Source organism: Paracoccus sp. SY (genome assembly GCF_002901215.1).
Classification (GTDB): Bacteria; Pseudomonadota; Alphaproteobacteria; order Rhodobacterales; family Rhodobacteraceae; genus Paracoccus; species Paracoccus acridae.
Map to the genome: position 1 here is coordinate 46,223 of NZ_NWMQ01000014.1, position 22,955 is coordinate 69,177.

The 22,955-nt window shown below is 68.1% G+C and carries 24 protein-coding genes; 11 read left to right on the forward strand and 13 right to left on the reverse strand.

Annotation, left to right across the window (positions count from 1 at the left end):
• Window positions 1–71 precede the first annotated feature (71 nt).
• A complete protein-coding gene (locus tag CK944_RS12405; protein WP_205049029.1) occupies window positions 72–1,136 on the reverse strand; it encodes a bifunctional transcriptional activator/DNA repair enzyme AdaA in 1,065 nt (354 codons plus the stop codon).
• A gap of 52 nt (window positions 1,137–1,188) precedes the next feature.
• Entirely contained in the window at window positions 1,189–2,157 is a 969-nt protein-coding gene (meaB, locus tag CK944_RS12410; RefSeq protein ID WP_103173375.1) for a methylmalonyl Co-A mutase-associated GTPase MeaB, read from the reverse strand.
• 63 nt (window positions 2,158–2,220) lie between these two features.
• Here meaB and CK944_RS12415 point away from each other — a divergent pair, with 63 nt between their 5' ends.
• The 3 genes from CK944_RS12415 (at window position 2,221) to CK944_RS12425 (ending at window position 4,747) form a co-directional block, all read left to right on the forward strand.
• On the forward strand, window positions 2,221–2,568 hold the full coding sequence (locus CK944_RS12415; protein WP_103173376.1) for a SoxS protein: 348 nt from the start codon (window positions 2,221–2,223) through the stop codon (window positions 2,566–2,568).
• Window positions 2,569–2,651: 83 nt separating this feature from the next.
• Window positions 2,652–3,944 (forward strand): serine--tRNA ligase, encoded by a 1,293-nt coding sequence (gene serS / locus CK944_RS12420; protein WP_103173423.1) that lies wholly within the window; start codon window positions 2,652–2,654, stop codon window positions 3,942–3,944.
• A gap of 56 nt (window positions 3,945–4,000) precedes the next feature.
• On the forward strand, window positions 4,001–4,747 hold the full coding sequence (locus CK944_RS12425) for a hypothetical protein (protein WP_103173377.1): 747 nt from the start codon (window positions 4,001–4,003) through the stop codon (window positions 4,745–4,747).
• On the opposite strand, the gene der is transcribed toward CK944_RS12425, so the two are convergent.
• The 9 genes from der to CK944_RS12470 all read right to left on the reverse strand — a co-directional run bounded on the left by der (window position 4,744) and on the right by CK944_RS12470 (window position 14,585).
• A complete protein-coding gene (gene der, locus CK944_RS12430; RefSeq protein WP_103173378.1) occupies window positions 4,744–6,228 on the reverse strand; it encodes a ribosome biogenesis GTPase Der in 1,485 nt (494 codons plus the stop codon). The genes CK944_RS12425 and der overlap by 4 nt on opposite strands.
• The gene (locus CK944_RS12435; RefSeq protein WP_103173379.1) at window positions 6,225–7,550 is read right to left on the reverse strand and encodes a PQQ-like beta-propeller repeat protein; all 1,326 of its coding nucleotides are present in this window, start codon (window positions 7,548–7,550) and stop codon (window positions 6,225–6,227) included. Before CK944_RS12435 ends, der begins: the two co-directional genes overlap by 4 nt.
• 39 nt (window positions 7,551–7,589) lie before the next feature.
• Complete coding sequence (locus CK944_RS12440; RefSeq protein ID WP_103173380.1) at window positions 7,590–8,258, reverse strand: tetratricopeptide repeat protein; 669 nt, start codon at window positions 8,256–8,258, stop codon at window positions 7,590–7,592.
• 128 nt (window positions 8,259–8,386) lie between these two features.
• Entirely contained in the window at window positions 8,387–8,986 is a 600-nt protein-coding gene (locus CK944_RS12445) for a superoxide dismutase (protein ID WP_103173381.1), read from the reverse strand.
• A gap of 87 nt (window positions 8,987–9,073) precedes the next feature.
• On the reverse strand, window positions 9,074–9,592 hold the full coding sequence (locus tag CK944_RS12450) for a sarcosine oxidase subunit gamma (protein ID WP_103173382.1): 519 nt from the start codon (window positions 9,590–9,592) through the stop codon (window positions 9,074–9,076).
• Window positions 9,585–12,515 (reverse strand): sarcosine oxidase subunit alpha family protein, encoded by a 2,931-nt coding sequence (locus CK944_RS12455; RefSeq protein WP_103173383.1) that lies wholly within the window; start codon window positions 12,513–12,515, stop codon window positions 9,585–9,587. The genes CK944_RS12450 and CK944_RS12455 overlap by 8 nt, the downstream gene beginning before the upstream one ends.
• Complete coding sequence (locus CK944_RS12460; protein ID WP_103173384.1) at window positions 12,512–12,862, reverse strand: sarcosine oxidase subunit delta; 351 nt, start codon at window positions 12,860–12,862, stop codon at window positions 12,512–12,514. Before CK944_RS12460 ends, CK944_RS12455 begins: the two co-directional genes overlap by 4 nt.
• A gap of 144 nt (window positions 12,863–13,006) precedes the next feature.
• A complete protein-coding gene (locus CK944_RS12465) occupies window positions 13,007–13,240 on the reverse strand; it encodes a hypothetical protein (protein WP_103173385.1) in 234 nt (77 codons plus the stop codon).
• Between the two features lie 91 nt (window positions 13,241–13,331).
• Complete coding sequence (locus CK944_RS12470) at window positions 13,332–14,585, reverse strand: sarcosine oxidase subunit beta family protein (protein WP_103173386.1); 1,254 nt, start codon at window positions 14,583–14,585, stop codon at window positions 13,332–13,334.
• Between the two features lie 147 nt (window positions 14,586–14,732).
• Between CK944_RS12470 and ccmI the strand changes: the two genes are divergently transcribed.
• From ccmI to plsY, 7 genes are all read left to right on the forward strand, one after another.
• The gene (gene ccmI / locus CK944_RS12475) at window positions 14,733–15,941 is read left to right on the forward strand and encodes a c-type cytochrome biogenesis protein CcmI (protein WP_103173387.1); all 1,209 of its coding nucleotides are present in this window, start codon (window positions 14,733–14,735) and stop codon (window positions 15,939–15,941) included.
• Window positions 15,938–16,408: a Holliday junction resolvase RuvX gene (gene ruvX / locus CK944_RS12480; RefSeq protein ID WP_103173388.1), complete on the forward strand. Its 471-nt coding sequence runs from the start codon at window positions 15,938–15,940 to the stop codon at window positions 16,406–16,408. The genes ccmI and ruvX overlap by 4 nt, the downstream gene beginning before the upstream one ends.
• Window positions 16,405–16,500 (forward strand): DUF1289 domain-containing protein, encoded by a 96-nt coding sequence (locus tag CK944_RS12485; protein ID WP_103173389.1) that lies wholly within the window; start codon window positions 16,405–16,407, stop codon window positions 16,498–16,500. The genes ruvX and CK944_RS12485 overlap by 4 nt, the downstream gene beginning before the upstream one ends.
• Window positions 16,501–16,697: 197 nt before the next feature.
• Window positions 16,698–17,660, forward strand: coding sequence for an aspartate carbamoyltransferase catalytic subunit (locus CK944_RS12490; protein ID WP_103173390.1), 963 nt, complete (start codon window positions 16,698–16,700; stop codon window positions 17,658–17,660).
• The gene (locus CK944_RS12495) at window positions 17,660–18,232 is read left to right on the forward strand and encodes a hypothetical protein (protein WP_103173391.1); all 573 of its coding nucleotides are present in this window, start codon (window positions 17,660–17,662) and stop codon (window positions 18,230–18,232) included. The genes CK944_RS12490 and CK944_RS12495 overlap by 1 nt, the downstream gene beginning before the upstream one ends.
• Window positions 18,233–18,270: 38 nt before the next feature.
• The gene (pyrC, locus tag CK944_RS12500) at window positions 18,271–19,503 is read left to right on the forward strand and encodes a dihydroorotase (protein WP_103173424.1); all 1,233 of its coding nucleotides are present in this window, start codon (window positions 18,271–18,273) and stop codon (window positions 19,501–19,503) included.
• Window positions 19,500–20,081 (forward strand): glycerol-3-phosphate 1-O-acyltransferase PlsY, encoded by a 582-nt coding sequence (gene plsY / locus CK944_RS12505; RefSeq protein WP_103173392.1) that lies wholly within the window; start codon window positions 19,500–19,502, stop codon window positions 20,079–20,081. Before pyrC ends, plsY begins: the two co-directional genes overlap by 4 nt.
• Here the strand turns inward: plsY and CK944_RS12510 are convergent.
• Both CK944_RS12510 and CK944_RS12515 read right to left on the reverse strand, forming a co-directional pair.
• Window positions 20,078–21,112 (reverse strand): SGNH/GDSL hydrolase family protein, encoded by a 1,035-nt coding sequence (locus tag CK944_RS12510; RefSeq protein WP_146038654.1) that lies wholly within the window; start codon window positions 21,110–21,112, stop codon window positions 20,078–20,080. The genes plsY and CK944_RS12510 overlap by 4 nt on opposite strands.
• A gap of 101 nt (window positions 21,113–21,213) precedes the next feature.
• On the reverse strand, window positions 21,214–21,603 hold the full coding sequence (locus CK944_RS12515; RefSeq protein WP_103173394.1) for a hypothetical protein: 390 nt from the start codon (window positions 21,601–21,603) through the stop codon (window positions 21,214–21,216).
• A gap of 227 nt (window positions 21,604–21,830) precedes the next feature.
• Between CK944_RS12515 and CK944_RS24000 the strand changes: the two genes are divergently transcribed.
• Window positions 21,831–22,892, forward strand: a complete 1,062-nt coding sequence (locus tag CK944_RS24000; protein WP_103173395.1) for a glycerophosphodiester phosphodiesterase family protein — start codon at window positions 21,831–21,833, stop codon at window positions 22,890–22,892.
• The last annotated feature ends 63 nt before the right edge of the window (window positions 22,893–22,955 follow it).

Here is a 22,955-nt window from a genome sequence, read left to right on the forward strand (position 1 = left end):
GCGCCGCGAGGCAGCGCCCGGAATTCCGTTTGCGCGTCCCTAATGGAACCCGCGCGGGCCGTCAACCCGAATCAGGCATAGCCGCGTTCGATCGCGATCAGCTTTTCCTTGCGCCACAGCCCGCCCGCATAGCCGGTCAGCGTGCCATCCGCGCCGATCACCCGGTGGCAGGGCACGACCAGGGCGATGCGGTTCGTGGCATTGGCCCGCGCCACCGCGCGCATGGCCGTGGGCCGCCCGATGGCCGCCGCAAGCTGGGCATAGCTGCGGGTCTGACCGGCGGGAATGTCCTGCAAGGCGCGCCAGACGACCTGCTGGAAGGGGGTGCCATGCAGCGTCACCGGCACGTCCAGCCGCGGCCCCTGCCCCGCGAAGTAATCGGCCAGTTGCGATTCCGTCAGGTCATGGACCGGCGTGCGCCCAAGGCCGACCCGGCCGCCGACATGGGCCGACAGGCGGCGCAATCCATCGGGCAGGGCCTTGCGGTCGATGAATTCCAGAAGGTGCAGCGCGCTGTCATCCGCGATGGCGATCATGCCGCCCAGGGGCGTGTCGATCCAGTCGGCCAGCAGGTCCGACCCCTGCCGCAACTGGTGCGGCGCATGGCCGAACAGCCGCGCGAAGGCCGCCCGGAACCCCGAGGCCGAATCGAATCCCGCGTCCAGTTGCGCCTCGATCATCGCCGATCCTTTCGCCAGGCTGGACATGCCGCTGCGCAGCCGTGCCGCGCGGGCCATTCCCAGGAAGCTTTGTCCGAAATGCCGCTTGAAGGCCCGCCGCACGGTCGAAGGGTCATGCCCAAGCGCCAGCAGGTCCCCCTCGGACCAGCGGTGGCCGGGGCGTTCCTCCAGCCGGGCCAGCAGGTCGCGCACCAGCGGATCGCCTTCGGCGGTGGCGCCAGCGGGATGACAGCGCAGGCAGGGGCGAAAACCGGCGGCCTGCGCATCCTTCGCGGATGCGAACCAGCGGCAGTTCCGGGCCAGCGGCTTGCGGGCCGGACAGGTGAGGCGGCAGAAGATGCCAGTGGTGGCGACGCCCACCAGGGCGCGCCCTTCCCAGGCAGGGTCTCGCGCCACAAGCGCGGCATAAAGCGTGTCGTGATCAGGCAGGCCCAGCATGTCGTTCACCCTCTCCATGCCTTCGATCCTAGCCGATTCGCGGGGCCGCACGGGCCGCGAAATCGGGCGTCTATTTCTGCGCGGCCAGCCAATCCAGCATGTCCTGCGCGGCTTCGGCGGGAACGGCATCGCCATGGGCCACGGCATCGCCCAACTGCATCAGCCGGTCCCGCGCGGCAGGGGTTTCCAGCCGCGCCAGCAGGCCCGCACGCACATCGGCCAGGAACCAGTGCCGCGCCTGCTCGGCCCGGTTGGCCGCGAAATGGCCCTGCACGCGCCGCCATTCGGTCAAGGCCCGCATCTCGGACCAGGCCTTTTCCAAGCCGTCGCCGGTCGCGGCGGATACCGGCAGCGCTTTGGGAAAGCCCTGGGGATCCTGTGGGCGCTTGCGCAGCAGGCGCAGCGCGCCCGCGTAATCCGCGACCGTGCGGCGCGCGGTGCCCAGCAACTCGCCATCGGCCTTGTTGACCAGGATCAGGTCAGCCATCTCCATGATGCCGCGCTTGACGCCCTGCAATTCGTCGCCACCCGCCGGGGCCAGCAGCAGGACGAACAGGTCGCACATCTCGGCCACAAGGGTTTCGGACTGGCCGACGCCGACCGTTTCGATCAGCACCACGTCGTAACCCGCCGCCTCGCACAGGCGGATCGCCTCTCGCGTGCGGCGCGCCACGCCGCCAAGCTGGGCATTGGACGGCGTGGGACGGATGAAGGCCATGGGATTGCGCGCCAGCGTCTCCATCCGGGTCTTGTCGCCCAGGATGGACCCGCCGGACCGCGCGGAACTTGGATCGACCGCAAGGACCGCGACGCGCAGGCCCTGTTCTGTCAGCATCGTCCCGAAGGCCTCGATGAAGGTGGACTTGCCGACGCCGGGCGTGCCGGACAGCCCGATCCGCAGCGCCTGGCCGTCGGGCAGATCCGCCAGCAACGCCACTGCGCGGGCGCGGTGATCGGGGCGCGTCGATTCGATCAGCGTGATCGCCCGCGACAGGGCGCGCCGGTCCTTGGCGACCAGGGGTTCCAGAAGCTCGTCCATGGTCAAGGGATAGGGGGCGGCGATGCGATTGCCAAGCCACCGCCGCCATCCGATAATGCCGCCATGATCCGTTTCCTTGCCGCCCTTGCCCTGATGACCCTGCCCGCCGCGGCCGACCCCCTGCGCCTGCTGATGGTCGAGAAGGACGGCTGCATCTATTGCCAGGCCTGGGACCGCAATATCGGGCCGGGCTATGCGGCCTCCGACGCGGGCCGCGCGGCGCCGCTGATGCGCGTGGACATCCATGGCCCCTATCCCGACGGGCTGGCCCTGGCGCGGCGTCCCTTTGTCACGCCGACCTTTATCCTGCTGGAGAACGGGTCCGAGGTCGGGCGGCTGGAAGGCCACATGACGGCGGACCAGTTCTATCCGGCATTGTCGGACCTCCTGACGCAGGCAGGCCGCAGCTAGCGCGCAAAATGCCGCGCCGGGCTTCCGCAAGGGGCCTGCATCGGCTAGGGACCCGGCAACGCTTCCAGCCTACGGTGACGATCATGCATGACATCCGTGCCATCCGGGAAAACCCCGCAGCCTTCGACGCCGCCCTGTCGCGGCGCGGGTTGTCGCCCATGTCGGATCGCATCCTGTCGCTGGACGCCGATCGCCGCGCCCGCATCGTCGCGGCCGAAACCGCCCAGGCCGACCAGAACCGCGCCAGCAAGGACGTGGGCGCCGCCAAGGCGCGCGGCGACAATGCCGAATTCGAACACCTGCGCGCCATGATCGCCGAAAAGAAGGCCGACGTGACCCGGATGCAGGCCGAGGCGTCCCTGCTGGACGGCCGGTTGCGCGAATTGCTGATGGAGATCCCGAACCTGCCGCTGGACAGCGTCCCGGAAGGTCGCGACGAAAACGACAACGTGGAACTGCGCCGCTGGGGCAGCCCCCGCGCCTTCGACTTCACCCCCGTCGAGCATTTCGAGATCGCGGGCGTCAAGCCGGGCATGGACTTCGAGACCGCCGCCAAGCTGTCGGGCAGCCGCTTCGTCGTGCTGAAAGGCGGGGTCGCGCGCATCCACCGCGCGCTTGCCCAGTTCATGCTGGACCTGCATGTCACCAAGCACGACCTTCAGGAAACCTGGGCCCCCGTCCTGGTGCTGGAGGAGATGATGGTCGGCACCGGCCAGCTGCCCAAGTTCGGCGAGGACAGCTATCTGACGCGAGAGGGTTACTGGCTGATCCCCACGTCCGAGGTGACGCTGACCAATACCGTCAACGGCGATCTGGTCGATCATGCAAGCCTGCCCCGCCGCATGGTGGCCCACAGCCAATGCTTCCGGTCCGAGGCCGGCAGCGCGGGCCGCGACACCACGGGGATGCTGCGCCAGCACCAGTTCGAGAAGGTCGAGATGGTGTCCATCACCGACGCCGATACGGGCGTGGCGGAACACGACCGCATGACCCGCTGCGCCGAGGCCGTGCTGGAAGCCCTTGAACTGCCCTATCGCACCATCGTGCTTTGCACCGGCGATATGGGCTTCGGGGCGCGGATCACCCATGACCTGGAGGTCTGGCTGCCCGGCCAGGACAAGTATCGAGAGATCAGCAGCGTCAGTTACTGCGGCGATTTCCAGGCGCGGCGGATGAACGCGCGCTATCGGTCGGACAAGACCGGCAAGCCGGAATTCGTCCACACGCTGAACGGGTCCGGCCTGGCCGTGGGCCGCGCGCTGATCGCGGTGCTGGAAAACGGCCAGCAGGCCGACGGATCGGTCGTCCTGCCCGCCGCACTGCATCCCTATCTGGGCGGCGCGACGACCCTGGCCGCCGACGGCAGGCTGGGCTGATTAACCAACTTTCGGTCCAGCCCAGAAACTGCCCGCCGGTTGCCGCGTTGTCCTGCATGGCACGCGCGGCGGACATTCTTTACCTGGGATCGGTGACAGTGTTCGTCGCCAGCGGCTTGCTGCTGGCGACCTTGGGCCGCCCCGCCCTGCAGATCGCCGCGCCTACGCTGTCGCAGGGGCTGGGCTATGATGCCTTCGGGGGCCATGCGCCGGTTCCGGTCGCGACATTGCCGCAGCTTTATGTCCAGCCGCAGACCCCGCTGATGTGGGCCTTGCTGATCGCGTTGTGGTCGCTTTTGCTGCTGGACGGGGTCGGGCAATATCTTGATCCGTCCGACCACGGTCCCCATCCCGCCTGGCATCCCCTGACCTTGGCCCTGGCTGTGGGCGCGGCCTGGCCCTGGCTGGTCGATCTGCACAAGCCGCTGGCCACGCTTGGCGCGCTGCTGATGCTGACGGCGGCCCTGTCCGGGGCGATCCGCGCAAAGGGCCAGCGCCGCCCCGCCTTGGGCTTCCTGGCAGGGTGGAGCGTTGCGCTTGGCACCGGCACCGTCGCCACGCTGATCGGCGTGCCGCTTGAACTGACCACGCCGCAGACGGCGATCCTGGCAATCCTGCCCGGCGCGGTCATCGGCATGATCGCCCAGGAACGCCTGGGCCGCGCACTGGGATTTTCGCTGGCGATCATCTGGGCCTTCTGCGCCGTCGCCATTTCCACGATGGGCAGCAATCCCGGCGTCGCCCTGGCGGCGATCATCGGGATATCGGGAATGGGGGTCGTGCTGGTGCGGGCCGCGACCTAGGCGCCCTTCGGCTTCTGCCGGTTCTTGTGCTTGGACAGGGCACCGGACTGGCTGATCTTGTTGGCCTTTTCCTTGTAGGGATTGTCGGTCCCCTGGTCGCGGAAAAACAGCCGGATCGGCGTGCCGGGCATGTCGAAGTCCTGCCGCAGCCCATTCACCAGATAGCGCTGATAGCTGTCGGGCAGCTTGTCCGTATGGGTCGCCTTGACCACGAAGGCCGGCGGCCGGGTCTTCACCTGGGTCATGTAGCGCAGCCGGATCCGGCGGCCGCCCGGCGCGGGGGGCGGGTGGCTTTCGGTCATCGCGCCCAGCCACTGGTTCAGCCGCGCGGTCGAGATGCGGCGGTTCCAGACCTCGTGCGCCTTCAGGATCGCGGCGTGCAGCCGGTCCAGGCCCTTGCCGGTGCGCGCGGATACCGTGACCAGCGGCGCGCCCTTCAACTGCGGCAGCAGCTTTTCGAAATTCGCGCGAAGCTCGTTCAGCTTGTGGGGCTTGTCGTCTTCCAGATCCCACTTGTTCGCGGCGATCACGACGGCCCGGCCCTCGGTTTCGGCGAAATCGGCGATGCGCAGATCCTGCTGCTCGAAGGGGATGGCCACATCCAGCAAGACCACCACGACCTCGGCAAAGCGCACGGCGCGCAGGCCGTCGGCCACGGAAAGTTTTTCTACCTTGTCCGTCACCTTGGCGCGCTTGCGCATCCCCGCCGTGTCGAAGATGCGCATGGGCGTGCCCATGAAGGTGGTCGCCACGCTGATCGAATCGCGGGTGATCCCGGCTTCGGGACCGGTCAGCAACCGGTCCTCGCCGATAATCTTGTTGATCAGGGTGGACTTGCCCGCATTGGGCCGTCCGATCACCGCCAGTTGCAGCGGGCGCGCGGCGGACGGGCGCCAATCCTCGGCGCCTTCGCCGGTCTCGGCATCCTCGTCCGAAATGTCGATGTCGGTTTCGGCGGCCACCGGGGCGGGACGCTCGGCCTCGATCTGGTCTGACAGCGGGACCAAGGCGCGATAAAGATCGTCCATCCCTTCGCCATGTTCGGCGCTGATCCGCAGCGGCTCGCCCAGGCCCAGGCCGTAAGCCTCCATCGCGCCGGATTCGCCCGCCCGACCCTCGGCCTTGTTGGCGGCGACGATGACGTGCTTCGCGCGACGGCGCAGGATCTCGGCGAAATATTCGTCGGCGGCGGTCACGCCCACGCGGGCGTCGATCACGAACAGGCAGATGTCGGCCTCGTCCACCGCGCGTTCGGTCAGGCGGCGCATCCGGCCCTGCAGGCTGTCATCCTCGGCCATTTCCAGGCCGGCGCTGTCGATCACGACAAAGCGCAGATCGCCCAGCCGCGCCGCGCCTTCGCGCAGGTCGCGGGTGACGCCCGGCTGGTCATCGACCAGGGCCAGCTTCTTGCCGACAAGGCGGTTGAACAGGGTCGATTTGCCGACATTGGGCCGACCGACGATGGCGAGTGTGAATGTCATCTGAATGCGTGCAATTGGCCCGCGCGCGAGACGACATAGATCGTCTGGCCCGCAACGGCAGGGGCGGTGGCGGCACCACCGGGGATCTGCGCCTGTCCCACCAGGCCGCCGGAATTGGGGTCGAACACACGCATCACGCCGTCCGAGGAGACGACGAACAGGCGGCCACCGGCCAGGACCGGGCCGAAATGCGCGTGGATGCGGTCCTGCTTGCGGACGCGCTCGGTCGTGTAATAGGGCATCGGAACGCGCCAGATCACGCCGCCGGTCGCGGCGTCCAGGCGGATCAGCTCGGCCTGGTCGTTGACGGCAAAGACCGACCCGCCCGCCACGACGACCGGGCTGTTGGCCCCGTCGCGCGCCGACCAGGCCTCGATGCCGCTGTCAAGTTCGACCGCGTTGATGCGCCCCGACGATGTGCCGCCATAGACGATGTTGCCGGAAATCACCGGATCGCCGGTCACGTCGCGGATATTGGCGATGGCGCGGCCGATCCGCATCCCGCCGATCTGCGCCGTCCACAAGGTCGCGCCGGTTTCCCGGTCCGCCGCCAGAAGCTGCCCGGATGCGAAGGGGAAGATCACCGTATTGCCCTGGATCGCGGGCACCGAGACGCCCATCACGCCCGCGGTCGAGGGTGTGCCCGAGGTCTGCCACAGCACCTTGCCGTCGGCGGCGCGCACCGCCCAGCCGATGTCGTTGCGGCCCAGCACATAGACGACGCCGTTCTGCACCGCCGGGCCGCCGCCGATCGGCGCATCGACCCGCTGGCGCCACAGCACCCGGCCGGATGCCGCGTCAAGCGCGACCAGTTCGCCAAAGCCGCTGGTGGCATAGACGCGCCCGCCTTCATAGGCGAGGCCGCCGCCCGACACGCTGTCGCGCGTTTCCAGCGCGGGCGCGATGTCGCTGGTCCAGGCCGTCGCGCCGCCGGTCGTGGTCGCGGTCACCCGCGTGCGGCTGTCCAGCGTGAAGACCAGGCCGCCGCCGACCACCGGATCGGCGCTGATACGGTGGCGCTTGCCGCTGCCCTGGCCGATATCGGCGGTCCAGATGCGGGTCGTGCCCTGACCCACCGCCAGGTGGCCCGGCTGATGGGCGGCATTGCCCGCGCGATGGGTCCATTCGCCATTCGTCACCGGCGCCGTCAGCCGCAGGGCGGTCGAGGTGACGGGCGCCGGGCCTTCGATGGCCGGCCCGTCGGGCGAGGTGACGGCCAGCGGGTCCAGCCGCTGCCCCGGCAGGATCGTGTCCCGTTCGCCGCAGGCTTGCAGGCCAAGGGCGGCCGCCAGGGCCAGGGTCAGTCGCAGCGTGGCGGTCATTCCTCGCCTCTCCCTCGTATCGTTCGGTTGCCCGCTGGATCAGCCCGCGGGCATGTTTTCGGATGGTTCCGGCTCGACGCCAAGGGCGATCATCATCTCGGACAGGCGCAGGCGCAAGGCCTCGGTCATGCCGTCCTTTTGCTGGATCTGGCGGATCAGGTTCACGGCATCTTCCGTCCGGCCGGCACCGATCAGCGCAACCGCCTTCTGTTCCAGCGCCAAGAGTTCAAAGGGCGCCCCCGCGCGCGACAGCCGGGACAGGATTTCGTCGCGCTGCGCGGGATCCATCGTTTCGCCCTGCAGCATGACCAGCTTCAATTCGGCCAGGTCGTGCAGCACCGTGCCGGCCGCGGTGTCGCCTGCCACATCGCGCAGGGCAGCGGCCGCCGCATCGTCGCCGTCGTTTTCGGACCATTCCGAGGCTGCCAGAAGCGCCGCCAGCACGCGGCGGGATTCAGCGCCCTGCGGATCGACGGCCATGATCGCCGCCGGATCGTCGCCCGCCTGGGCCGCCACGATCGCATCGCCCCAGGCCCGCGCCTGGGCTTCCGCGCGCGACTGGCTGTATTCGCGCCAGATCACGCCCGCGACGATGCCCAGGATCAGCAGGCCCGCGACCCAGCCCCAGCGGCGAAACAGCCGGAACAGGCGCTCGCGGCGCAGATCCTCGAACACCTCGTCGATGAAGTTGTCGTTCTGATTGGCCATCCTTGCCTTCCGCAACCGTCTTGCGCCCTGTCTTATACCGGCACGCGGCGGAAAGCCAATGCCGCGCCGATCACAAGAAAAAACCCGGCGGAACGGATCCGCCGGGCCTTTTGCCGATGGGGCAAGGATCACATGCGCGAGGCGACGTTTTCCCAGTTCACCAGATTCGACAGGAAGTTTTCCAGGTATTTCGGACGCGCATTGCGGAAATCGATGTAATAGCTGTGTTCCCACACATCGCAGCCCAGAAGCGCGGTCTGGCCGTGGCACAGCGGGTTCACGCCGTTTTCCGTCTTGGTCACTTCCAGACCGCCATCGGCGTTCTTGACCAGCCAGACCCAGCCCGAGCCGAACTGGCCAACGCCGCCTTCGGTGAACTTCTTCTTGAAATCATCGACCGAGCCGAAGGATTCGGTGATCGCCCGTTCCAGTTCCGACGGCATGGCGCCTGGCTTCGGCGCCATCATTTCCCAGAACTGCGCGTGGTTCCAATGCTGGCTGGCATTGTTGAAGATGCCGTTCTGGGCGACCGCGCCCTTCTGGTAGGTGCCCTTGACGATGTCCTCCAGCGACTTGCCGTCCCATTCGGTGCCCGCCACCAGTTCGTTCAGCTTGTCCACATAGGCCTTGTGGTGCTTGTCGTGGTGGTATTCCAGCGTTTCCCTGGACATGCCGCCTTCGGCCAGTGCATCATGCGCATAGGGAAGATCGGGAAGCGTGAAAGCCATTTTCTGTCCTTTCAGAATGGGTTGAGCCTTGGTCGGGCGCACGGTCCCGCATTCGCGGGTCAAACGCAAGGGGTGCGGGCCGGGTTCCTAGCGCGGGGCCAGCCCACTGCCGGGAATGGCCGCGTTCTCAAGGATCAGGCGCAGGTAGTCCGCCGTGGACCGGAACCCGATCAGCCGGAAACCGCCCGGGATGCGCCACAGCGCCGCCGCCGTCTGGGCCGCGCGGCTTCGCCGCAATCCGTCGGGCGGCAGGTCGTCCAGATCGACCGGCATCAGCTTGGCGATCACATCGCCCGCATGAGGGCCGGTCACGTCGAAGACCGCGCGGGCGTCCGACATATCGACGACAAGCGCATGTTCGCAAGCCAGGGCGTCGGTCAGCGCCGCAATCGCGTCGGCCAGTTCCGCCGATGGCAGGATCAGCAGCAATTCATCGGGCGACATCCAGCCAAGCGACCGGCTGCCATCGGTCACGATGCGGGTCTGCCCGGGGATTGCCAGGCCCGCAGCCTCGGCAATCGCGTCGCCCGCGCGGTCCAGGTCGGCGCGGATCGTGACCATTCCCAACCCGGTGACACGGGCGATGTCTGCAAGCGCCTCAGCCATTCAGACGGGTTCCTTCCTTGTCGTAGAAGACCGGATCGACGATCCGCGCCTTCATCACCTCGCCCGATGGCAGGGGAAATTCCAGCACCTGCCCCATTCGCGCCGGACCGTGGCGCACCAGCCCCATGGCGATGGGGCGGTCCAGCGTCGGCGAATGATAGGAGGAGGTGACGCGCCCCTGCGTCTTGCGCTGCCCGTTGGCGTTGACCCCCGGTTCCACCGCATAGGCGCCGTCGGGCAAGACGCGGCCGTCAAGGCTTTCCAGCCCCACCAGTTGCCAGCGGCTGCCGTCCTTCATGAAGCTGCGGGCCTGCGCGCGCTTGCCGATATAGTCCGGCTTCTTCTTCGAGATCGCCCAGTGCAGCCCCAGATCCTGCGGGATCACCGTGCCGTCGGTTTCATCCCCGATCATGATGAATCCCTTTTCCGCGCGCATGACATGCATCGCCTCGGTGCCATAGGGGGTGATGCCCAGGTCGCGGCCCTCGACGTGCAACCGTTCCCACAGTTCCAGCCCGCGGCCCGCAGGCACGGCGATCTCGTAGGACAGCTCGCCCGAGAAGCTGATGCGATAGATGCGCGCAGGGATGCCCGCCAGTTCGCCTTCGGCCCATTGCATGAAGGGCAAGGCGTCCTGCGACAGGTCGATGGTGCCCGGCAGGCGTTGCAGCAGCTCGCGCGCCTTGGGTCCGGCGACGGCGATCTGGGCATATTGCTCGGTCAGGTTGGCGGTATGGACCTGCCAGTCCCACCATTCGCATTGCAGCCAGTCCTCCATATGCCCGTGGATGCGGTCGGCCCCGCCGGTGGTGGTGTGGCACAGCCAGGTATCGGTGGACAGGCGCGCCACCACGCCGTCATCCATCAGGAAGCCGTTCTCGTTGCACATCAACCCATAGCGGCATTTGCCGACCGGCAGGGTGGACATCATGTTGGTGTACATCATGTCCAGGAACCGCCCGGCGTCCGGCCCCTTGACCACGATCTTGCCCAGGGTCGAGGCGTCCAGCGTGCCCACGCCGTTGCGCACCGCAAGGATTTCCCGGTTGACGGCGCCATGCCGGTCCTCGCCCGCGCGGGGATAGCTGTAGGGGCGGCGCCAATGGCCCACGGGTTCGAAGGACGCGCCGTGGCTAGCGTGCCAGTCGTGCATCGGCGTCTTGCGCAGGGGCTGGAAGGCCTCGCCCCGCGCCTCGGCCGCGATGGTGCCAAGGGTCAGGGGCGTATAGGGCGGGCGGAAGGTGGTGGTGCCGGTGGCTTCCAGCGGCTGGTTCAGCGCCTTCGACAGCACCGCCAGCCCGTTGATGTTGCTGTTCTTGCCCTGGTCGGTCGCCATGCCCAGCGTCGTGTATCGCTTGGCATGTTCGACCGAGGCATAGCCCTCGCGCGCGGCCAGTTCCACGTCGCTGACCTTCACGTCGTTCTGGAAATCCAGCCACATCTTGGCGCGCAGCTTGTAGGGCGCGTCTTGCGGCATGACCCAGACCGGCATGGTGGGCGCTTCGGACCGTTCCAGGTCGCCCGCGCAGCGCAGATCGCCATTGGCGGCGCCCAGGACGGTGACCATGGATTTCCCATCCGCACCCAAGGGCGGGCGCGACGGGTCGGGGCGGAACATCGCCTCGGGTTCGTCCCAGGTCAGCCGGCCGCCGCAATGGCTGTACAGGTGGACCACCGGCGACCAGCCGCCCGACATGGCGACCACGTCGCAATCCAGGCTGCCGGTCACGCGCCCGTCGCCCGCCTGGTCGCAGATCGCCACGCCCTCGACATGGGTGCCGCCCTTGACCTTGGCGACGGCCTTGCCGGTCATGACCGGAATGTTCGCCGCGCGTGCGGCCTGCGGCAGGTCGCCCCTTGCCTGCGGGCGGGCGTCGATGATGGCCACGACTTCCAGCCCCGCCGCCTGAGCGGTCAGCGCGGTGCGATAGGCGTCGTCGTTGTTGGTGACGACCACGATCCGCCGGCCCGGCGCCACGCCGTAGTCGCTGATGAAGTCGCGCACGGCGGAAGCAAGCATCACCCCCGGCACGTCGTTGCAGGCAAAGGACAGCGGGCGTTCCAGCGCGCCGGTCGCCGTGATCACATGTCCCGCCCGGATGCGCCACAACCGCTGACGGGGAATGCCCTGGTTCGGGTCGTGATCGGCCAAAGCCTCGCGCGCCAGAAGATAGCCGTGGTCGTAAAGCCCCGTCGCCATGCAGTTGCGGCGCAGGGTTACGTTGCCGCGCCCGTGCAGGTCGGCCAGCAGCGCGTCAATGGCGGCCTGGCCACTGTCGTGATCGGTCGGCGTGCGCCCGCCCCAGACCGGGTCCTGTTCCAGCACGATCACCCGGCCGCCCTTGTCCGCCGCATCCCGCGCCGCCGTCAGCCCGGCGATGCCGCCGCCCACGACGACCGTTTCGGCAAAGGCATAGGCCTGTTCATAGCGGTCGGGGTCGGGACCCACGGGCGCCCGGCCAAGTCCTGCGCTGCGGCGGATGACCGGCTCGAACAGGTGCTTCCAGAAGGGGCGCGGGTGGATGAAGGTCTTGTAGTAGAAGCCGGCGGGCAGCAGCGGCGACAGCCAGTTGTTGATCGCGCCGACATCGGCGTCCAACGAGGGCCAGCAGTTCTGGCTGCGCAGGACCATGCCCGCCACAAGCGCGGTGGTGCTGGCGCGCTGATTGGGTTCGAACCGGCCGCCCTGGCCCAGGCCGAACAGCGCGTTCGGTTCCTCTGCCCCCGAAGCGATGGGACCGCGCGGGCGGTGATACTTGAAGGACCGGCCCATCAGCATCTGGCCATTGGCCAGCAGGGCGGACGCCAGCGTGTCGCCTTGGACCCCGCGCAGGTGGCGACCGTCGAAGCGGAAGGCAAGCTGGAAGGCACGGTCGATCAGGCGGCCGCCGCGCGGCAGGCGGAAGGGGGGCGTATGGCTCATGCGACCACCGCCTCGGATCCCTGGGGCCAGTCGGGCACCCATTCGGTCCGGGCCTGTCGGGCATTCGCCACGATCTCGTCGGTCGCATGCGCCGTCTGGGCCTTGTAGGTGCCATAGACCTGCATCGTATGGGTATCGCGCGCGGCCAGGAACCACTTGCCGCAGCCATAGGCGTGCCGCCAGCGTTCGAAATGCACGCCCTTGATGTTCTTGCGGGCGAACAGATAGGCCTCGAACTCCTCGGCCGTGCCGCCTGGTCCGACGCGCTTCAGATGCGCCTCGCCCCCGGGGGACAGTTCGGTTTCCTCGGCTTTGACGCCGCAATAGGGGCAGGTCAGGATCAGCATGACAGGCTCGGCAGGTGGGGGATAAACGACGAAAACCACCCGCGCGGAAACGCTGCGGGTGGTTCGGGCGGAAAGGCCGGGGGCTGGCTGCCCCCGGACCCCCGCGGATACTTCAGCGAAGAAGAAACGCGAAGGCTGGCGCGGTCAGTTCGCCGGGGCCGTGGTTCCGGGCGTGGCTGGCGCGGCCGGTTCGACTTCGACGGCGTCATCGACGGCCGGATCGGTCGTGGTTGCCGGCGCGGTCGTGGTTGTGCCGTCCGTTGCCGTCGCGTCGGCTGCGGGATCGTCGCCGCCGGACATGAAGAAGAACAGCAGCGCCACAATGACGACGATGGCCCCGATGATGATATACATGCGATTGCTGTTGGGTTCGGCCATGCTTTTCCCTTTCGGTTCAACCCTTGGTTATCGGACAATGACGCCGATGCCCCTTGGGTTCCCGAACGATCCTGCAAGGTGGGATCCATGATCAATGTGCCACACCGGCCGCCACGGATTCGTCGATGAAGCGCCCCTCGCGGAAACGGTTCATCCCAAAGGCGGCGGCCAAGGGACCGGGCCTGCCTTGGGCCACCAGTTCGGCCATGGCCCAGCCCGATCCCGGAATGGCCTTGAAGCCCCCGGTGCCCCAGCCGCAGTTCACGAAGATGCCGCCGACCGGCGTGGTGGACAGGATGGGCGAACGGTCGCCCGTCATGTCCACGATCCCGCCCCATTGCCGCAGCATCTTCAGGCGAGAAATCATCGGGAAGGTCTCGATCAGGGCGCGGACGGTTTCCTCGATATGGTGCCAGGATCCGCGCTGGGTGAAGGCGTTGTAGCTGTCGGTGCCGCCGCCGATCACCATCTCGCCCTTGTCGGACTGGGACATGTAGCCGTGGACGGTGTTGGCCATCACCACCACATCCATGCAGGGCTTGATCGGCTCGCTGACCATCGCCTGCAACGGCACGCTTTCGATGGGCAGGCGGAAGCCCGCCATCTCGGCCAGCTGGCTGGAATGACCGGCCACCACCAGCGCCAGCTTGTCGCAGCCGATGCGGCCCCTGGTGGTGTTGACCGCCTGGACCTGTCCGTTCGCGGTCTCGATCCCCGTGACCTCGCAGTTCTGGATGACATGCATGCCCATGTCCGAACAGGCGCGCGCATAGCCCCAGGCCACCGCGTCGTGCCGCGCCGTGCCGCCGCGGGCCTGATACAGCCCCCCCAGCACCGGATAACGCGGTCCGTCGATGTTGATGATCGGCACCAGTTCCTTCAGGCGCGCAGGCTCGATCCATTCGGTCGCCACGCCCTGCAGGGTGTTGGCATGGACGGTGCGCCTGTATCCCCGCACCTCGTGTTCGGTCTGGGCCAGCATGATCAGCCCGCGCGGGCTGAACATCACGTTGTAGTTCAGATCCTGCGACAGCGTTTCGTAAAGCTTCAGCGCCTTGTCATAGATCGCCGCCGACGGATCCTGGAGATAGTTCGACCGGATGATGGTGGTGTTGCGGCCCGTGTTGCCGCCGCCCAGCCAGCCCTTCTCGATCACCGCGACATCGGTGATGCCGTGATTCCTGCCCAGGTAATAGGCCGTCGCCAGCCCGTGCCCGCCCGCGCCCACGATCACCACCTTGTAGCGGCCGCGCGGTTCGGGACTGGCCCAGGCGCGGCTCCAGCCGCTGTGCTGGCGCAGCGCCTCGCGCGCGATGGCAAAGACCGAATAACGGCGTGACGGCATGAAACCTCCGTTCGATTTGCGGACAGGATGACCAGACCCGGGCGCAGGCTCAAGCCGTGTTGCGCCCGATCACGGCAAAATGCGACAGGCTGACGCTTTCCGCGCCGGTCAAAGCGCCCTAAAAGGGGCCTCAACCGGAGGGCTTGCATGTTCTGGATCATCTGCGCCGTGCTGACGGGCGCGGTCGGCTTTGCCATCATCGCGCCGTTGCTGCGCAACCGTGGAACGGGCGAACCCGCCGCGGCCTTCGACCTGCGGGTCTATCGCGACCAGCTGCAAGAGGTCGATCGCGACCTGGAACGCGGCGTGATCGCGCCCGAGGATGCAGCCCGCCTGCGGACCGAGATCGGGCGAAAGGTTCTGGATGCCGATCGCCGGCTGTCGCAGGACACGACAGGCAAGGCGGGCGGGCGCGGGCTGCTGGCCATGGGCGTTCTGGCGCTGCTTTTCGCGGGGGCGGTGACGCTCTATGTGCGCGAGGGCCAGCCGGGGCGCGACGATCTTCCCATCGCGCAACGCATCGCCAACGCCCGGCAGATCTATGAAAGCCGCCCCAGCCAGGCCGAAGCCGAAGCCAGGGCCCCCGCCCCTGTCACCCCCGAGGTGCCCGAGGACTTTGCGGCGCTGATCCAGCAGTTGCGCGAAGCGGTCGCCAGAAATCCCGACGATCCGCAGGGTCTGGCCCTGCTGGCCACGAACGAGATCCGGCTGGGCAACCTGGCTGCCGCACGCGAGGCGCAGCAGCGCCTGGTCGAATTGCGCGGCGACGATGCGAGCGCCGACGAACTGGTCCGCCTGTCGGCCCTGATGATCGAGGCCGCAAGCGGCCTCATCACCCCCGAGGCCGAGGAGGTGCTGGCCCGCGCCCTGACCAGGGAGCCCACCCATCCGCAGGCACGCTATCTGCTGGGGATGCTGCAATTGCAGAACGACCGTCCCGACCGCGCCTTCCCGATCTGGCGCAGCCTGCTTGAGGAAGGCCCCGAGGATGCGCCCTGGATCGCGCCGATCCGCACCGCCATTTCCGACCTGGCCTGGCTGGCCGGCCAGCCCGATTACGTCCCGCCCGTGCCCATGCCTGGCCCCGACGCGGAGGCCATGGCCGCCGCCGAGGACATGACCCCCGAGGAGCGCCAGCAGATGATCGCGGGCATGGTCAGCCAGCTTGAATCCCGGCTGGCCAGCCAGGGCGGCACGCCCGAGGAATGGGCGCGGCTGATTTCCTCGCTGGTGGTGATCGGCAATGCGGACCACGCGCGCGAAATCTGGACCGAGGCCCAAGCGCGGTTCGCCACCCAGCCTGAGGCCCTGGATATCGTGCGGCAGGCCGCAACCGAGGCAGGGCTTGGCGAATGATCCATCCCGAAATCGCCGATTTTGCGTCCAGCCTGCCCCCGGTGGGGGCCATCGCCGGGCTGGACCTGGGAACCAAGACCATCGGCGTCGCGGTCAGCGACGGGCTGCGGCAGGTCGCATCCCCCCTGACGGTGATCCGGCGGCAGAAGTTCACGCTGGATGCGGCGGAACTGCTGGCGATCGCCAAGGATCGCGGGCTGGTGGGGCTGGTGCTGGGCCTGCCGCGCAACATGGACGGCAGCGAAGGCCCGCGCGCCCAATCGACCCGCGCCTTCGCCCGCAACCTGGAACGGCTGACGGATCTCTCCATCGGCTTCTGGGACGAACGCCTGTCCACCGTCGCCGCCGAACGCGCCCTGCTGGAAGCCGACACATCCCGCAAGCGCCGGGCCGAGGTGATCGACCAGGTGGCGGCGGGATACATCCTGCAAGGCGCGCTCGACCGGCTGCGGTATCTGCAAGGATGATCGAAAGCCCCTGCATCAAGGTCTGCGTGATCGACCCGGCGACGCGGCTCTGCACCGGCTGCTGGCGCAGCCTGGACGAAATCGCCGCCTGATCCAGCCTGTCGCCCGACGCGCGCCGCCGGATCATGGCCGACCTGCCCGCCCGCAACCCCCGCCAGGCCTGACATCTTCTGTGCCCAAATATCCCCGGGGGACGCGCGGCACGCGCGGGGGGCAGGCAGCCCCCTGCCCGCTTGCCGCCCGAACGGCCATCTGCGATAGAAACGCGACCCCGATCCTGAGGCCCGCCATGAGCTTTCGCGCCCGCCACCTGCTTGGCATCGACCACCTCTCGCCGCCCGAGATCGTCACCCTTCTGGATCTGGCCGAGGATTACGTCGCCCTAAACCGCCGCACGGTGAAGCACGCCGACACCCTGGCGGGGATGACCCAGATCAACATGTTCTTCGAGAACTCGACCCGCACCCAGGCCAGTTTCGAACTGGCGGGCAAGCGGCTGGGGGCGGACGTGATGAACATGTCGGTGGCTCATTCCAGCGTGAAGAAGGGCGAGACGCTGATCGACACGGCCCTGACGCTGAACGCGATGCAGCCTGACCTGCTGGTGGTGCGCCATCCGAATTCGGGCGCGGTGAACCTGCTGGCCGAAAAGGTGAACTGCGCTGTCATCAACGCGGGCGACGGGCGGCATGAACATCCGACCCAGGCGTTGCTGGACGCGCTGACCATCCGCCGCGCCAAGGGCCGGTTGCACCGCCTGACCATCGCCATCTGCGGCGACATCGCGAACAGCCGCGTGGCCCGGTCGAACCTGCTTCTGCTGGGCAAGATGGAGAACCGGCTGCGCCTGATCGGCCCCGCCACCCTGATGCCGGCCGGGGCGGGCGAGATGGGGGTGGAGCTGTTCGAGAACATGCGCGAAGGGCTGCGCGGCGCCGATGTGGTGATGATGCTGCGGCTTCAGAAGGAACGCATGGACGGCGGCTTCATCCCGTCGGAACGCGAATATTTCCATCGCTTCGGCCTGGATGCCGAAAAGCTGGCCTGCGCCGCGCCAGACGCCATCGTCATGCATCCCGGCCCCATGAACCGGGGCGTGGAAATCGACGGCACCATCGCCGATGACATCAACCGGTCGGTGATCCAGGACCAGGTGGAAATGGGCGTGGCCGTGCGCATGGCGGCGCTGGACCTGCTGGCGCGGAACCTGCGCGCGGAACGCGGCCGCGCCGCGGCGGGGGTGATGGTCTGATGCTGGACAGAACCCTGGGCGGGACCCTGGACGGGGCGGACTGGACCGGCCTGCTGCATCCCGGCGAACGGCTCTTGTGGCAGGGGCGGGCCATCGGTGCGGGGCGCCCCGACCTGCCGGTGCGCTTCTGGACCATGCTGGGCACGATCCTGTCGCTGGGCAGCCTGCTGTTCCTGCTGATCGCCTTTCTGGGCCGGTCCCAGCCGGATTTCGTCGCGGGTTTCGGAGGCATCGGCGTGGTGGCGCTTGTCATCGGGCTGATCTGCAGGATCCTGCCGCGCCGCTTCCAGATCGCCCGCCTGCGGCGCTGCCGCTATGCCCTGACGGACCGGCGGATGCTGGTCCATGACGGATCGGCCCTGCGCGCCTGGGACATCACGCCCGATCTTGACCTGACCATCCACCCCGAGGAACCGGGCTCGGTCATCGTCGATCCGCCCTGGCTGGACAACCGCCCGCCCAAGCCGCAGCGAGAGGCGGGCTTCATCGGCATCGCCGGGGCGGGCCGGATCGCCGCCATGATCCGGGACATTCAATCACGCCAGACCGACAGGACGGAGACCGGGTCGTGACCATTCTTCATTTCACCAATGCCCGCCTGATCGACCCCATGGCGCAGACGGATGCCACCGGCAGCCTGCTGGTCCGCGACGGCGTGATCGCGGGCATCGACGCGGACGCCCCCGAGGGCGCAACCGTCATCGACTGCAATGGCCGCGCGCTTGCCCCCGGCATCATCGACTGGGGCGTCAAGATCGGCGAGCCGGGCGAACGGCACAAGGAATCCTTCCGCAGCGCGGGCCTTGCGGCGGCGGCAGGCGGTGTCACCACCATCGTCGCCCGCCCCGACACCCTGCCCCCCATCGACACGCCCGAATCGCTGGAATTCGTGACGCGTCGCGCGGCGGACGCCGCCGTCAACATCCGCCACATGGCCAGCCTGACCAAGGCCCGCGAAGGGCGCGAGATGGTCGAGATCGGCTTCCTGACCGATGCGGGCGCGGTGGCCTTCACCGACGGCGTGCGGCAGGTGGCGGATACGCGGCTGCTGTCGCGCTGCATGACCTATGCGCGGGGCCTGGGGGCGCTGATCGTGGGCCATCCGCAGGATGCGGGCCTGTCGCGCGGGGCGGCAGCGACCGGCGGCAAGTTCGCCTCGATCTATGGCATCCCCGCCGTGTCGCCGATGGCCGAGGTGATCGGGCTTGATCGCGACCTGTCGCTGGTGGCGATGACCGGCTGCCGCTGGCATGCCGACCAGATCACCACCGCCCGCGCCCTGCCCGCCCTGCAGCGCGCGCGGGATGCGGGCCTGGACGTGACGGCCGGGATCTCGATCCACCATCTGACGCTGAACGAATACGATGTGGGCGATTACCGCACCTTCTTCCGCTTCACCCCGCCCCTGCGGTCGGAAGACGACCGGCTGGCGATGGTGCAGGCGGTGGCGGACGGTCTGATCGACGTGATCGCCAGCTTCCACACCCCCCAGGACGAGGAATCCAAGCGCCTGCCCTTCGAGGCCGCCGCCCCCGGCGCGGTGGGCCTGCAGACGCTGCTGCCCGCCGCGATGCGGCTGTATCACCAGGGCGGGTTGAGCCTGCCGCAACTGTGGCGGGCGATGTCGCTGAACCCCGCGAAACGGCTGGGCCTGCCGGGCGGGCGGCTGGCGCCGGACGCGCCCGCCGATCTGGTGCTGTTCGATCCCGACGCGCCCTTCGTGCTGGACCGCTTCACCCTGCTGTCGAAATCGAAGAACACCCCCTTCGACGGCGCCCGGATGGAAGGCCGCGTCCTGGGAACCTGGGTCGCGGGCCGGCGCGTCTTCGGGGGTGCGGCATGACCCTGATCCTGTGGACCGTCTTCGGCTATCTTCTGGGCTCGATCCCCTTCGGTCTGGTGATCGCCCGCGCCCTGGGACTGGGCGACCTGCGCAAGATCGGGTCGGGCAATATCGGCGCGACCAATGTGCTGCGCACCGGCAACAAGCCTGCCGCCCTGGCGACGCTGCTGCTGGATTCGGGCAAGGGCGCCATTGCCGTGCTGATCGCGCGCCATTTCGGCGGCGACATGGCGGCGGTGCTTGCCGGGGGCGCGGCCTTTCTGGGGCATTGCTTCCCCGTCTGGCTGGGCTTCAAGGGTGGCAAGGGGGTCGCGACCTTCCTGGGCACGCTGATCGCGCTGCACTGGCCGCTGGGCCTGATCGCCTGCGGGATCTGGCTGCTGACGGCGCTGATCAGCCGCATCAGCAGCCTGTCGGCCCTGCTGGCCGCCGCGCTGTCGCCGGTCTTTGCCTGGGGCCTGGGCCATGGCGACCTGATCGCCGTCAGCCTGTTCATGGCGGTGCTGATCTGTGTCCGCCATCGCGCCAACATCGCCCGCCTGCTTGACGGGTCTGAACCACGGATCGGCCGGCGCTAGGCCCTGCGGCGGCGCAGGGCGACGAACGCGCCCAACCCCGTCAGCAGAAGGGGCAGCCCGCCCGCCAGCGGGACCGGCGCCAGATCAGCCTCGATCAGGTTCAGCGCGGTCTGCCCGAACTGGGCATGGGCCAAAAGGTTGGGATGGACCGGGTCGAAGAACAGCCGCGACAGCGATTCCGTGTCGCTGCAGACGGGCGCCTGTCCGAACGCAGCGGCCACGCTCGGGCTGGGAAACAGGCAGGGCAGCGTCGCGTCGCCATAGCCGAAGGCTGCAGGATCGGCCAGGATGCCGTTCAGCTGCGCATGGATATCCAGGCTGATGACATTCAGCCCGCCCGCCTCGAGCGCGGCCACATTCGCCGCAAGCCGGGCGTTATAGGCCGTGGTGGCCGCACTGGCCAGCAGCCGGGCCTGGGGCTGGAACAGGGCAAAGGCAGGCGTCGCGCCAAGATCGGGCAGGTTGGCGATCAGGAAATCGCGCACCCTATGGGCGCCAAGAAAACTGGCCGTGTCCGCAACGGCGTCGGCAGCCCTGGTCGCCGCGCCTATGGCATTTGCAAGCGGATCGCCGCTGGCAAGTCCCGCAAAGATGTCGTTTGCCCCCATCAGGATCGACACCAAGGGCCGCGTCCCGAACCCCCCGGAAGCCGCCGCCAGTTGCTGACGCTGCGCCAGCAGGCCGGGCGTCGGATCCGCGGGATCGATCGGCTCGGCCGCCTCGGCACCGCCCCGGGCCAGATTGCCGGTCGGCCGCCCTGCGGCCCGGAATTCGGCCGCGACGTATTCCGCGAAGGTGCGACCGTTCGAAAAACGCGGCCTGTCATTGGGCGCATAATAAGCCGCCTCGCCCGCCTCGGGCGAGATCGGCGCGCCCGGACGGCCCGCCGCAAAGACGGGCAGCGGCAGGTTGCCGTTGTCCGTCAGGCTGTCCCCCAAGGCCCAGAAGCTGGTAAAGGCATCGGTCACGACCGACGCCTGCGCCGTCAGCGGTGCTGCGATGACGGCAATAGCCAGGAAAAATCTACGCATGATCCCCCCGATGCATCGCTTCACGCTAAATGCAGGATGGGATTCGGGACAACGTTAAAGATTCCTGCACATTCCGGCTGCCACGGGCCGGGGTCGGCGTATCAGCGTTCGGCCACCAGGGTCCGGCCTGCCGGACGGGCGGGACGCGCCGGGGCGGGTTCGGGCTGCGGCTCGGATACCACCTCGCGCAGCGAGGGCTGGTTGAAGACCCGCACCGGGGAAACCACCGGCGCGGCCCCGCCCTGTCCCGCGATGCGGCGCAACGCCTCGGCCCCGCGCCGCGCCGAAATCGCCAGCGAGATCATCGCCAGGCAGGCGCCCGACAGCAGGATCAGCACCACGATCCCCAAAAGCCCCACGAAGATCGGCAGCGGCGGCAGCCCTTCGGCCTGGCCGACCTGGGTGACGATGGCCCCGACCAGGGACACGACGCCGACCGCGAAAACCGCGCCCATGACCCGCTGCACCCACACCATCGCATCCGCCTTCATCGCCTGCCCCTTTCGCTTTGCCCAACGCCTGCCACCAAGGGGGGCACGGCGCAAGGTGCCGGACGCTCATATTGTCGTGCGGTGCGGCCGAAAGGCTTAGAACAGAAGGATTTTATAAAACCAGAACAAAAGCGTCGCAGAACCGTTAACCATTTTGGGCATCCTCGCCTAGCTGCGCGCCGGCCGGCTGCGCAGGCATGATGGTTTAAAGATTGGGAAACGCTTTCATGAAGATGCAGCTTGCCGCCCTTGCGGCCCTTTCGGCATTGGTCCTGCCCCTTGCAGCCCATGCCGCGACCTGGAACACCCTGACGGGCGAGGCGCCCATCGTCGTCGCGCATCGGGGCGCCAGCGGCTATCTGCCCGAGGAAACGCTGGGCAGCTATGAACTGGCGATCAAGCTGGGCGCGGATTACATCGAACCCGACGTGCAGATGACCAAGGACGGCCATCTGGTCGCCATGCATGACACGACATTGACCCGCACCACCGATGTGGCCGACCTGTTCGAGCCCCGGAACGGGACCTACAACGTCAAGGACTTCACCCTGGCCGAGATCAAGACGCTGACCGTCAAGCCCACCGGCGCGCTGTCGCGGCCCGATTCGACCTATCCCGGCTTCACCCCCAGCATGGCCGATCCCTACAAGGTACCGACCCTGGACGAGGTGCTGGTGTTCCTGAACGCCCAGAACGCCGCGAATGGCACATCCGTCGGCATCTATCCCGAGGCGAAGGCGCCCTTCGACGCGGAAAAGGAAGCAAAGATCATCGCTTCGCTGAAAAGCAACGGCTTTGACACGGCGGCCGACAAGGTGATCCTGCAATCCTTCGCCCATCAGTCCGTCATCAACCTGACCAGCCTGCTGGAAACCAACGGGATGGAGGCCGAGGTCGCGCAGTTGGGGTCAGTGCGTATTGAGGACGGCATCTATGGCGTGAACGGCAGCGACGGGTTCAGGACGCTGGAGCAGATCGCGTCGGTCGCGACCGGCGTCGGCGTCAGCTATGGCGGCATCACCGAGTCCTTCATCCAGGCCGCCCACAGTCTTGGCCTGAAGGTCCATGCCTATACCTTCCGTCCCCTCAGCGAGGACGAGGCCTTCGCCATGATCCAGCCGATGCTGGATTGGGGCCTGGACGGCTTCTTCACCGATTATACCGATTTCGGACGCACCGTGGTCGATGCCCAGCACCCTGCCCCGGTGCCGCTGCCTGCCGCAGCCCCCTTGCTGCTGGCGGGCCTGGGCGGCCTGGCCTTGCTGCGCCGCCGGCGGGCCGCTGCCTGAACCCAAGGCAAGGGGCGCCACGGACGGGCGCCCCTGCCCGTCAAGGCTGCCATCCGACAGGAT